The organism is Streptomyces sp. Isolate_45 (genome assembly GCF_024721315.2).
GTDB lineage: Bacteria > Actinomycetota > Actinomycetes > Streptomycetales > Streptomycetaceae > Streptomyces.
In genome coordinates, this window is the sequence record NZ_JANFAK020000062.1 from 1 (window position 1) to 11,997 (window position 11,997).

General features: G+C 72.2%; 12 protein-coding genes. 3 read left to right on the forward strand and 9 right to left on the reverse strand.

Annotated features, from left to right (window positions below):
• Together NOD94_RS20660 and NOD94_RS20665 are read left to right on the forward strand one after the other, a co-directional pair.
• The coding region (locus tag NOD94_RS20660) for a response regulator (RefSeq protein WP_281207488.1) at positions 1 to 1,509 on the forward strand (1,509 nt) is incomplete at its 5' end.
• Between the two features lie 13 nt (positions 1,510 to 1,522).
• Positions 1,523 to 2,098, forward strand: coding sequence for an antibiotic biosynthesis monooxygenase (locus NOD94_RS20665; protein WP_281207489.1), 576 nt, complete (start codon positions 1,523 to 1,525; stop codon positions 2,096 to 2,098).
• Between the two features lie 21 nt (positions 2,099 to 2,119).
• Here NOD94_RS20665 and NOD94_RS20670 read toward each other — a convergent pair whose 3' ends face one another.
• From NOD94_RS20670 to NOD94_RS20710, 9 genes are all read right to left on the reverse strand, one after another.
• Complete coding sequence (locus tag NOD94_RS20670) at positions 2,120 to 3,769, reverse strand: long-chain fatty acid--CoA ligase (RefSeq protein ID WP_281207490.1); 1,650 nt, start codon at positions 3,767 to 3,769, stop codon at positions 2,120 to 2,122.
• Positions 3,770 to 3,995: 226 nt separating this feature from the next.
• Positions 3,996 to 4,529, reverse strand: a complete 534-nt coding sequence (locus NOD94_RS20675) for a SigE family RNA polymerase sigma factor (protein ID WP_281207491.1) — start codon at positions 4,527 to 4,529, stop codon at positions 3,996 to 3,998.
• A gap of 159 nt (positions 4,530 to 4,688) precedes the next feature.
• Positions 4,689 to 5,855, reverse strand: coding sequence for a lipid-transfer protein (locus NOD94_RS20680; protein WP_281207492.1), 1,167 nt, complete (start codon positions 5,853 to 5,855; stop codon positions 4,689 to 4,691).
• Entirely contained in the window at positions 5,852 to 6,247 is a 396-nt protein-coding gene (locus NOD94_RS20685; protein ID WP_281207527.1) for a MaoC family dehydratase, read from the reverse strand. Before NOD94_RS20685 ends, NOD94_RS20680 begins: the two co-directional genes overlap by 4 nt.
• A 17-nt stretch (positions 6,248 to 6,264) precedes the next feature.
• Positions 6,265 to 7,338, reverse strand: coding sequence for an acyl-CoA dehydrogenase family protein (locus NOD94_RS20690; RefSeq protein WP_281207493.1), 1,074 nt, complete (start codon positions 7,336 to 7,338; stop codon positions 6,265 to 6,267).
• A complete protein-coding gene (locus NOD94_RS20695; RefSeq protein WP_281207494.1) occupies positions 7,338 to 8,300 on the reverse strand; it encodes an OB-fold domain-containing protein in 963 nt (320 codons plus the stop codon). Before NOD94_RS20695 ends, NOD94_RS20690 begins: the two co-directional genes overlap by 1 nt.
• Positions 8,297 to 9,448, reverse strand: coding sequence for an acyl-CoA dehydrogenase family protein (locus tag NOD94_RS20700; protein WP_281207528.1), 1,152 nt, complete (start codon positions 9,446 to 9,448; stop codon positions 8,297 to 8,299). The genes NOD94_RS20695 and NOD94_RS20700 overlap by 4 nt, the downstream gene beginning before the upstream one ends.
• A 194-nt stretch (positions 9,449 to 9,642) precedes the next feature.
• A complete protein-coding gene (locus NOD94_RS20705) occupies positions 9,643 to 9,951 on the reverse strand; it encodes a hypothetical protein (protein WP_281207495.1) in 309 nt (102 codons plus the stop codon).
• Positions 9,952 to 10,937: 986 nt separating this feature from the next.
• Entirely contained in the window at positions 10,938 to 11,339 is a 402-nt protein-coding gene (locus tag NOD94_RS20710) for a DUF6344 domain-containing protein (RefSeq protein WP_281207496.1), read from the reverse strand.
• 199 nt (positions 11,340 to 11,538) lie between these two features.
• On the opposite strand from NOD94_RS20710, the gene NOD94_RS20715 reads away from it, so the two are divergent.
• Positions 11,539 to 11,967, forward strand: coding sequence for a GNAT family N-acetyltransferase (locus NOD94_RS20715; RefSeq protein ID WP_281207497.1), 429 nt, complete (start codon positions 11,539 to 11,541; stop codon positions 11,965 to 11,967).
• Positions 11,968 to 11,997 lie beyond the last annotated feature (30 nt).

The following is an 11,997-nucleotide window of genomic DNA, read 5'->3' on the forward strand; positions in this document are numbered from 1 at the left end:
CCGCAGGGCACCGGCATGCCCGCGCTGCCGCCCGTACCGACGGTGCCCCCGGTCCCCGTCACCGAGCATCCGGCCGGACGCCGCCGGGCGCTGGGCCCCGTCGCTCCGGCGGCGCAGCCCGGTGGTCCCGTTCCGGCGGCCGGGCTCGCGGCGCCCCGGCCCATCGCTCCCGAGGGCGGCTTCGCGCTGCCCGCCGGTCCGGCTCCGGCCGCTCCGCAGGCCCCCGCCATGGCGGGTTCGGCCCCCGCTCCCGCCGAGGCCGACGCCGACGCGGACCCGTCGGGCGGGCGCCGTGGCCGCAGGGTGCTCGGCGCGCCCGCGGGCGCCGATCCCGAGGTCCCCGAGGCTTCCGCCGAGGACGCCGAGGACCCCGCGCACCCGACCGGCAGGCGCCGCGGGGTGCCCGCCGCCCCGGCCTGGCCCGTGCCGTCGGCCCGTACCGCTTCCGAGGACGACGGGGCGGCCGCCCCGGCCGCCGTCCCCGGTGCGCGCCGCCCCGGTGGCGCCCCGGCGACCGCCGGGCAGCCGATCAGCGTGCGCGCGCTCGGCACCCTGGGCCAGGGGATCTCCGTGGACCCCGGCGCGGGCGACACCAACGGCGCGGGGCAGGGCGGTTCCGGCTCGGGCCGGCGTCGTCGGCTCTCCGAACCCGCGCCCCAGGGACGCGCCTTCGCCATAGGGGCCCCGGAGGCGGGATCCGACGAGGGACCCGAGCCGCTGGACGGCCCCGGTGGCGCCGTCGAGGTGGTCAACCGGCCCGTACCGCGGCCCGTGGACGACGAACTGCCGCCCGAGCCGCTGGACAACCCGCGCCGGCTGCTGGTGTGGCCCGCTCCCGACGCGCAGACCCAGCAGGCGCTCAGCGACCGCGGCTACCGCCCGGTGATCGTGCACTCGCGCGAGGAGGTCGACGCCCAGATCGCGGCCTTCCCCGCGGCGCTGTTCGTCGACCCGCTGACCGGTCCGATCACCCGGACCGCCCTGCAGTCGCTTCGTCAGGCGGCGGTGGCCGCAGAGGTGCCCGTACTGGTCACGGCCGGGCTGGGCCATGCCACGCGGGAGGCGGCGTACGGGGCCGATCCGGCCGTGCTGCTGAAGGCGCTGGCGCCGCGCGACAGCGAGCAGCACCCCTCCCGGGTGCTGCTGATCGAGGAGCACACTGAGATCGCCACCGCCCTGACCGCGGCGCTGGAGCGGCGCGGCCTCCAGGTCGCGCGGGCGGGCGCCGACACCGACGCCGTGGAACTGGCGAGCCGGATGCGGCCCAACCTGGTCGTCATGGACCTGATGCAGGTCCGGCGCCGGCGGGCCGGGATCGTGGACTGGCTGCGCGCGAACGGGCAGCTGAACCGCACTCCGCTGGTCGTCTACACGACCGCCGGCATCGAGCCGTCCGAACTGCCGCGGCTGGCCTCGGGGGAGAGCGTGCTGTTCCTCGCCGAGCGGGCCACCACCACGGACGTACAGGGCCGCATCGTGGACCTGCTGGCCAAGATCGGCACCAACTAGTCATCCTGGGCCGATGGCCATCACCGACACGTCCGAGCAGACCGTCCCCGCCGACAACGGCGAAGTGAGCCTCTTGATAGCCCGGCAGGTGGAGCCGGGCCACGAGGAGACGTTCGAGGCGTGGGCGCACGGGATCCTGGAGACGGCCGCCGGTTTCCCGGATCACCTCGGGTACGGGCTGTTCCGGCCCGCGGTGGAGGGCGGGCCGTGGTTCCTCGTGCACCGCTTCCGCAACCAGGACGCGTTGCGGCGCTGGCAGGACTCGTCCGAGCGGGCGCAATGGTTCTCGAACTGCCTCGGCCACCACCACACGGAGATAGCCCGGCGCGAACTGCACGGCATGGAGACCTGGTTCGCCAAGCCGGGCACGACCCGGCCCGCGCCGCCGCGCTGGAAGATGGTGATCAGCTCGGGGCTGGCCATCTTCCCGATCTCGCTGGCGGGCAACGCGGTGCTCGGGCCGTACCTGGTGGACCTCCACTTCGTGCTGCGGACGGCCGCGTTCGCGGTCGTCTTCAGCACCTTGATGACCTACGTGGCCATGCCCGCCGTCAGCAGGCTGCTGCGGCCGTGGCTCACGCGCGGCTGACCGCCCCGGCCACGGCCCCGGTCAGCCGAGGGTGGTGACGTCCAGGACGCCCTCCGCGTACTGCTTGCGGATCACCTTCTTGTCGAACTTGCCGACGCTGGTCTTCGGTACGGCGGCGATCAGGCTCCAGCGTTCCGGCAGTTGCCACTTGGCGATCGACCCGGCGAGGAAGTCGCGCAGCCCCGCGTAGTCCACGGTGGCGCCCTCCTTGAGGACCACGGTGGCCAGTGGACGCTCGCCCCACTTGTCGTCCGGGACGGCGACGACCGCCGCCTCGGCCACCTCGGGGTGGGCCATCAGCGCGTTCTCCAGCTCGACGCTGGAGATCCACTCGCCGCCCGACTTGATGACGTCCTTGGCCCGGTCGGTCAGGGTGAGGAAGCCGTCGGCGCTGATCACGCCGACGTCCCCGGTCTTGAGCCAGCCGTCGGCGCTGAACTTGTCCTCGGGACGCTCGGGTTCACCGGCCGCGCCCCCGTAGTACGCGCCCGCGATCCAGGTGCCGCGCACCTCCAGCTCGCCCGCGGACTCGCCGTCCCAGGGGAGGTGGTCGCCGCCGGGGCCGACGAGGCGTGCCTCGACGCCCGCCGGGAAGCGGCCCTGGGTGACCCGGTAAGGCCATTCCTCCTCGGCGCTCAGGCCCGCCGGGGGATGCGCCATCGTGCCCAGCGGCGAGGTCTCGGTCATGCCCCAGGCGTGGCACAGCCGGACGCCGAGCCGGTCGTAGGCCTCCATCAGGGAGGGCGGACACGCCGAGCCCCCGATGGTGACCTGCTTCATCGAGGTCAGGTCCCGCGGGTGGGCGGTGACCTCGGCCAGCAGTCCCTGCCAGATGGTGGGAACGGCCGCCGCGTGGGAGGGCTTCTCGCGCTCGATCATCTCGGCGAGCGGGGCGGGCTGGAGGAACCGGTCGGGCATCAGCATGTTGATGCCGGTCATGAAGGTGGCGTGCGGCAGGCCCCACGCGTTCACGTGGAACTGAGGGACGACGACGAGGGTGGTGTCCTTGTCGCTCAGCCCCATCGACTCGGCCATGTTGACCTGCATGGAGTGCAGGTAGATGGACCGGTGGGAGTAGACGACGCCCTTGGGGTCGCCGGTGGTGCCGGAGGTGTAGCACATGGCCGCGGCCTGGCGCTCGTCCAGCTCGGGCCAGTCGTAGTGGTCGGAGCGGCCCGCGATCAGTTCCTCGTACTCGTGCACGCGCACGTCGAGCCCGTCGAGGGCGGAGCGGTCGCCGATGCCCGCGACGACGACGTGCTCGACGGTCGGCAGGTGCGGCAGCAGCGGCGCGAGGAGCGGCAGCAGGGTGCCGTTGACCAGGACGACCCGGTCCACGGCGTGGTTCACGATGAAGACCAGCTGCTCGGGAGGCAGCCGCAGGTTGAGCGTGTGCAGGACCGCGCCCATGGACGGAATCGCGAAGTACGCCTCGACGTGCTCGGCGTTGTTCCACATGAGGGTTGCCACGCGGTCGTCCTGCCGGACGCCGAGCTCGTCGCGCAGGGCGGTGGCCAGACGGTTGGCGCGGGTACCGATCTCGGCGAAGCTGCGTCGGTGCGGCTCGGCCTCCCCGGTCCAGGTCGTGACCTGGGACTTTCCGTGGATCGTCATCCCGTGTCGAAGTATGCGGGTGACGAGGAGCGGTACGTCCTGCATGGTGCTCAGCAAAGCGTCCTCCCGGTGAGCGCTGCGGCGCTGCGGCGGCTTTCGGATGCTGCCGATTCTGCGCACATACCGGTCGGTCTGTCACTACCCGGGAGTACAAACAGCTGCGACGATCACCGTGCGGAGTCGTGTGCGGCGCTGTTTCACGTGAAACAGCGAATGTTTCACGTGGAACGGGCGGACGTTTCACGTGGAACGGCCGGACGTTTCACGTGAAACGGGCCGATGCTCAGCGCACCGGGGTCAGTTCCGGGTCCTCGCGGAGCTTGACCAGGGCCCGGGAAACGGCGCTCTTGACGGTGCCGACCGAGACCCCGAGCACCTCGGCGGTCTGCACCTCGCTCAGGTCCTCGTAGTAGCGCAACACCACCATGGCCCGCTGACGGTCGGGCAGCCGGGTCACGGCACGCCACATCGCGTCGCGCAGGGCCTGCGCCTCGGCGGGATCGGCGGCCGGCGGCTCCTCGACCTCCGGGAGCTCGTCGCAGACGAACTCGTCGACCTTGCGCTTGCGCCACTGGGAGGTGCGGGTGTTGACCAGGGCCCGCCGGACGTAGCCGTCCAGGGCGCGGTGGTCCTCGATGCGGTCCCAGGCTACGTACGTCTTGGCGAGTGCCGTCTGGAGCAGGTCCTCGGCATCGCACGGGTTGGCGGTGAGCGAGCGCGCGGTGCGCATCAGGACCGTGCCGCGGGTCCGTACGTACGCCGAGAACGACGGGTACGGCGTCGGGTTCGAGGCGAGCGTGCACACAGGCGTGGTCATGACTCCACGCTAGAAGGGGCCCGGGCCCACCGGATCGGCCCCAGGTGCCGAAGGCGGGTCCATCTCAGGTTGTAGGACCGGGCCGTGCCCCACCTCCTGAAGGTGGAGGGACGCGGCCCGGCTCCCGTGGGCGGAGGTCGCGTCCCCGACACCCGTACGTCAGCGGTCGACGCCGAGGATCAGCCCCGAGGTCGGCACCCCGGTACCCGCCGTGACCAGGGCGTGCGCGGCTCCCCCGACCTGGTTGACGGAGGTGCCGCGCAGCTGGCGGACGGCCTCGGCGATGCCGTTCATGCCGTGCAGGTAGGCCTCGCCGAGCTGACCGCCGTGGGTGTTGAGCGGCAGCGCGTCGGCGGCCACGAAGTCGGCGGCCTCACCGGGCCCACAGAAACCGAACTCCTCCAACTGCATCAGCACGAACGGGGTGAAGTGGTCGTACAGGATGCCGACGTCGATGTCCGAGGGGCGCAGCCCGCTGGTGCGCCACAGCTGGCGGGCGACCACGTCCATCTCCGGGAGCCCGGTGAGGTCGTCGCGGTAGAAGGAGGTCATCGCCTCCTGGCGGCGCCCGGCACCCTGCGCGGCGGCCGTGATCACGGCGGGAGCCCGCCGCAGGTCCCGCGCCCGCTCGGTGGTGGTGACGACGAGGGCCTGGCCGCCGTCGGTCTCCTGGCAGCAGTCCAGCAGCCGTAGCGGCTCCACGATCCAGCGGGATGCCGCGTGGTCGGCGAGGGTGATGGGCTTGCCGTGGAAGTAGGCGGCGGGGTTGTTGGCGGCGTGCCGCCGGTCGGTGACGGCGACGTGGCCGAACGCCTCGGGGGTGAGGTCGTACGCGTGCAGGTAACGCTGGGCGGCCATCGCCACCCAGGAGGCCGGGGTGAGCAGGCCCCAGGGCAGGGACGAGCCCAGGGCCGCCCCCTCCGCCGACGGTTCCCGCTGCTGGACGCCGGAGCCGAAACGACGGCCCGAACGCTCGTTGAAGGCCCGGTAGCAGACGACCACCTCCGCCACCCCGGTGGCGACGGCCAGAGCGGCCTGCTGGACGGTGGCGCAGGCCGCGCCGCCGCCGTAGTGGATCCGGGAGAAGAAGGAGAGGTCCCCGATGCCGGCCGCCTGGGCGACGGTGATCTCGGGACTGGTGTCCATCGTGAAGGTGACCATGCCGTCCACGTCGGCGGGGGTCAGCCCGGCGTCGTCGAGGGCGGCGTGCACGGCCTCGACCGCGAGCTTGAGCTCGCTGCGCCCCGAGTCCTTGGAGAACTCCGTCGCGCCGATGCCGGCGATGGCGGCCCGGCCGCCGAGTTCGTCGCGGGTGCGGACGCTCATGCGGCGCCTCCCGGGCGCAGGGACACGGTGACCGTTCCGGTGACGTGTCGACCGAGGCCGTTGGCTCCGACGATCCCGATCTCGGCGATGCCCCCGTCAAGGGCGGTCACGGTCCCGGTGAGGGTCATGGTGTCGCCCGGGTGGTTGGGGGCGCCCAGGCGGATGGCGACCTTGCGCAGGACGGTGTGCGGGCCCAGCCGGTCGGTCACGTACCGGCCGACGAGGCCGTTGGTCGTCAGGATGTTCATGAAGATGTCGGGGGAGCCCTTCTCCCGGGCCAGCACGGCGTCGTGGTGCACGTCCTGGTAGTCGCGGGAGGCGATGGCACCCGCGACGATCAAGGTACGGGTCACCGGTATCTCCAGGGGCGGCAGCGTGTCGCCGACCTTCAGCGGTGTGTCGCCGGCGTTCATGCGTCGTCCCCTTCGGTGGCCGGGGTCGCGGCGGTCGCCGCGCCGTCTTCGGACAGGAGCGTGCCCAGCTCGGCCAGCAGCTCGCTGCCGCAGCCCAGGTACGCGTCCAGCTGGCGCCCCCACAGGAAGTGCCGGTGCACCGGGTGGTCCAGGTCCGCGCCCATGCCGCCGTGCAGGTGCTGGCCCGCGTGCACGACCCGCTTGCCGGCCTCCGAGGCCCACCAGCCGGCCGTCAGGGCGTGGGTGTCCGCGGTGAGCCCCGCGTCGATGCGCCAGGCGGCCTCGTACGCGGTGACCCGGATCGCCTCGGTGTCCATGTACGCGTCGGCGGCACGCAGCATGACGCCCTGGTTGGTGGACAGCGGCCGGCCGAACTGCTCGCGGGTGGAGGTGTACTCCACGGCCCGGGCCAGGGAGCCGGCGCAGACGCCCGCCTGGAGCCCGGCGAAGGCGGTGCGGGCCACGGCGAGCGTGTCCTCGTACGCCCCGGGGCCGTCCCCGAGGCGCTCCCCGTCGGCGCCGATCAGGTCCAACCGGCCGGCCGCCCAGGGGGCGGTGGTCTCCACCGGGGTGGTCCGTACTCCGGGCGCGTCGGTCCGTACGAGCCACAGGGCGTGGTCCGCGTCCGGGACCAGGACGTGCGTGGCGTCCCGCAGCCAGGGCACGAACGGCGCCGTGCCGGTGAGCCGCCCTTCCGGCGAGGCGGCGATCCGGCCGCGGGAGGGGAAGGCCCCGCAGACCACCGCCTCACCCGTACCGAGGGCGGGCAGCAGGCGGGCGCGCTGCGCGTCGCTGCCGTGCCGCGCCAGGGGCAGGATGCCGTACGCGCAGGTGGCCGCGTACGGCACCTGGGCGGTGGCGCGGCCCTGCTCCTCCAGCAGCAGGACGAGTCCGAGCAGGCCGACGTCCTCGACCGCGGCGGTGAGTCCGGCGGCGGTGAGGGCCTTCCACAGCTCGGCGTCGCTGCCGGTTCCCGCGGCGGCGAGGCGCTCGTGCGTGGCGAGGTCCCCGAAGATCGTGGCGGCGAGCCCGGCCGCGGCGGCCTGTTCCTCGGTGGGGTGGAAGTCCATCAGCCCTCGCCTCCCCGGAAGACGGGCAGTTCCAGTTCCTCGTCGACCCGCAGGAACTCCAGTTGGACGGGCATCCCGATGCGCACCTTGTCGTGGGGGACTCCGGTGATGTTGCTGACCATCCGGACCCCTTCGGCGAGTTCGACGAGCGCGACCGCGTAGGGGGGCGCGAAGGCCGGGAACGGGGGGTGGTGCATCACGACGTACGAGAACACCGTGCCGGCGCCGGAGGCCTCGACGGTGTCCCACTCCGTGCCGGCGCAGGCGTTGCAGCCGGGGAGCCAGGGGAAGCGGAGGGCGGCGCAGCCGGTGCAACGCTGGATGAGGAGCCGATGCCGCGCGACCCCGTCCCAGAAGCCCCGGTTGTCGCGGTTGATCACCGGCCGGGGGCGGCGGGCGGCGGGCTTCCGGTCGACGGGGGCCGCGGCGGGGCTCGGGGCGGCGGCCGGGGCGGGCTTGGCGGCGGGGGCGTACTTGAGGATGCGGAAGCGGTGCGTTCCGGCGAGCCGGCCGTTCGCGTGGACGTTCATCCGGGTCGTCACGAAGTGCCCGCTGCCCAGCTTGGTCGTCTTGCGCGCCGAGACCGACTCGATCACCGCATCGAAGGTCACGGTGTCCCCCGGGCGCAGCGGCCGCAGGTACTCCTGCTCGCAGTCGGTGGCGACCACGGAGGTGCAGCCCGCGGCGTCGAGGAGGGCGAACAGCTCGTCGTGGGCGGAGGACCGGTCGGTGTGGCCGGACAGCCCGCCCATGGTCCACGCCTGGAGCATGGTGGGTGGTGCGATGGCATCGGGCCCCGTGTAGGCCGGGTTGGCGTCGCCCATCGCCTCGCACCAATGCCGGATCATCGGCTCGTTGACCGCGTCCTTGGCGCGCCCCCCGGTGGCGGCGGGCCGCCCCTCGAAGGCCTTCAGCCGCTCGTGGAACGGGTCCGCCTCCTCGGCGCCCTGTGCCCCGCTCATCGCTTCCTCCCCTTCATACCGAGCCGCATCATCGCGACGATCTCCCGCTGGACCTCGCTGACCCCGCCGCCGAAGGTGTTGATCTGGGCGGCCCGGTTCATCCGCTCCAGTTCGCCCCCCGCGAAGGCGTCGGGCCCCCTGACCAGGGCGTCCTCGCCGACCACCTCCTGACACATCCGGTACACCTCGACGGTGGACTCGGTGCCGAGGAACTTCACCCCGCTGGCGTCGCCGGGGGCGAGGGCGCCCGCGCCCACGTCCTGGACGAGGCGCCAGTTGAGGAGGCGTACGGCGGCCAGCCGGGCGTGCGCCTCGGCGAGCCGGGACCGCACCCACGGCCGGTCGGCCGGACGCTCGCCGGTGGCCGGGTCGGGGGTACGGGCATGGCGGAGCGCCGCCTCGTAGAAGTCCTCGGCCTGCATGCCGATGGCGGCCAGGGCGACGCGCTCGTGGTTCAGCTGGTTGGTGATCAGGCCCCAACCACCGTGCTCGGGGCCGACGAGGTGACCGGCCGGCACGCGCACGGAGTCGTAGTAGGTGGCCGTGGTGGTGAGACCGCCGACCGTGTCGATCGGGGTCCAGGCGAAGCCCGGACTGTCCGTCGGTACCAGGACGATCGAGATGCCCTTGTGTTTCGGGGCCTCCGGGTCGGTACGGCAGGCCAGCCAGATCCAGTCCGCGTTCTGCGCGTTGGACGTGAAGATCTTCTGCCCGTCGATCACCCACGCGTCGTCCTCGCGGACGGCGCGGGTGCGCAGCGAGGCGAGGTCGGTACCCGCCTCGGGTTCCGAGTAGCCGATGGCGAAGACGATCTCGCCCTTGAGGATCCGGGGCAGGAAGTAGTCCTTCTGCCGCTGGGTCCCGTACTTCATCAGGGTGGGGCCGACGGTGTTGAGCGTGACCATGGAGACGGGGGCGCCCGCACGGTAGGCCTCGTCGAAGAAGACGAACTGCTCGTCGGCGCCGCGCCCTTGGCCGCCGTACTCCACGGGCCAGCCGAGTCCGAGCAGTCCGTCGGCGCCGATCCGGCGCAGGGCCGCGCGCTGCGCTGCGGGGTCCTCGGGCACCCCGTCCGGCAGCAGGTCCTGGAAGTACGCGCGCAGTTCGGCGCGGAGCCGCAACTGGCCTTCGGTCGGGGCGAGGTGCACGGCGCTGGCCTCCCGGCGGGACATCAGAAGAGTGAACCTGACTGTCCGTCAGATTTGGTCGCGATGTCAAGGTCGGGAGCCGAGGGGGCGGCGCCGGGCATGCGGGAGCGCCCGCACTACCGGACCCCAGCCGGTCCGGTCGTACGGGCGCCCTCAACGGTCCACGGCCGCCTGTGCGGCCAGGGGAACTGCCGTCACCAGGGGAAGAAGTTCACCGCGATGTTCGAGTTGGCCTGGTGGATCGCCGTGAAGGCCGAACCGTTGACCTGCGCGGTGTTGTTCTGGTTCGACGCACCGGAGCCGGTGGCCACCTGTTGCGAGGTGGAGGAGTTGCCGTGGTTGTTGCCGCCCACACCACTGCCGATGATGCTTGCGACGCTCGCATTCGATCCGTCGTTCGCGAAGGAGCCGTTGTCGGCCGAGGCCACCCCGCCGCAGAGGGCGACGGCGAGGGGGAGAGCGGCGACGGCGGCGATGACGCGGGCGGTACGGATGCTTGCCATGTCTGAATCCTCCAGAAACCGAAGTCGGGTGTACTACGAGGCAGTTGGCCGACCGCCTCGGTCGTTCCGTGTGCTGACGACGTCGCGAGACCAGAGTTGCCCACCGAATCCCCGGCGAACCACCCCGCAGCCCCCCATTCCCCCGCAAGCATGAGCAACCCCGGATAAACCCCGTTCGCTCCGCCGACGCCACGGCTCAGCGCCCCGAACCCCGGCGAAACCCCTGCCGCGCAAGGGGCGAACCGTTACGCCAAATCCCCACACCCCGGACATGCCGAAGAGGGCCGCGCCATCCGGGAACCCCACCGTCTCCCGGGCATGCGGCCCTGCGATACCAAGCTTCACGCCCCCTGCACGCCCCCGGCGCCCGCCGGGGCAGACCAACCGTGCCCCACTACCGGGGCACTTCGCGACGCGATCCACGGCCACATCCGACCGGGCTCAAGCGCCTCGCGTTCCTACACCGTACGTTCCCGCGCTTACGTCCCTGCGCGCCTGCGCCCCTACGTCTCGCCTGCTTGCCTTCGCGCTTCGCCCTTCACGAATCCGGCCGCCTTCTTGATCCTGCGCCCCGTGTCCTCCGTACTTCGTACAGCGGAATTCGCACGGCGGACTTCGTCCTGCATGCCGTCACGTCAGCCAAGCCTGCCGGGTTCCGGGCCACAGCGTCCGACCCTGCCGGCGGCAATCTGCCTGACAGCATTCCTGCTGCTCCTGCTCCTGCTGCATGCGGCTCCACTGATTCCGGATCCGCCGCTCCAGGCCGTACCGCTTCCGTTCCACCACTCCGGGGCCCACTGGTTCGGGTCCCAGTACTCCACGTCCACTTCCGGCCCTACGACCACCGGTCGTCCGACACCGGCCCTACGTCCATCGTGGGTGCCTCTTCATCACACTTCTTCCGCGGCACTCGCTCCCACGGCCACTCGCTCATCCGCCCTCACACCCGGGACCGCTCCCGAGCTCGCTGCGGCGAACGGACTCTCCTATGCCGCCAGCCCCAGCTGACCCCGGCCCGCGGCGCGGCGCGGCGTCATGGAGACCGGCCCGGAGGGGAGGGTCACGGCCGGCTCGGTTCCTGCGGCGGTACCGGTGTTCCCGGCGAGTGCGGCAGCAGTGGTCGAGCGGCGGACGGACGGGGTCTTGCCGTGAGCCTCGGCCCGGATCCGCTGCTTGATCGTCGGCGGGAGCGAACCTCCCCGCATCATCGCCCGCCACGTCCGCCGCGCCACGACGGCCGGCCGGCGCACGGCGGGGACGGCGGGAGCGGCAACCGCCGCGGCGGCCACCGGGGCCGTCTTCGAGGCGAGGCCGAGGAGGCCGAGGAGCGCCACCAGAGCGGCGAGGACGGTGGTCCAGATCGACGTGACGGTGCTGCGGTTGTTCATGACGAGCGCCTCATTTCGCGATGTTCCGACGGATGGATCTGAATACATTCGTCATGATGTGGTCGCAACCGGACAGCCCCCACAACGCGCGCCGATCTTCCGACAAACACCACTCGAAAGGCCTAAAAGGCGCCAATCCACATCTGACAAGATCATGGAACGACCGGCGTCCGGACACCCGACGGGACAGGGGAAGCGCGTGATCATCAGGCAGGAAACCTCTTTCGAGGCAGGGGAGTTGCTCGCCCTCTACGACTCGGTCGAGTGGGTCGGCTACACCTCGGACCCGGAGCGCCTGCGTCGGGGGGTGGCCAACTCGCACCTCGTCCTGACGGCCCGGGACGAGTCGGGGCACCTCATGGGCCTGACCCGGACGATCTCCGACGACGAGCACGTCTGCTACGTCCAGGACCTGCTCGTCGACCCCGCCCACCACCGCAAGGGCATAGGCCGCGCACTGCTCGAAGCGCTGAAGGAGCGGTACCGGCACTGCCGCTTCTTCCTCCTCTCCACCGACCACGCGGCATCCCCCGAGGGCAAGGTCAGCCACGCCTTCTACCGCGACCTGGGCTTCCTCTCCTACGACGAGAAGGAAATGGCCGGCTTCGGCCTCCCCCGCAACCGCTGACGCATCAACCCCCCGGCCCGCCGCCACCAC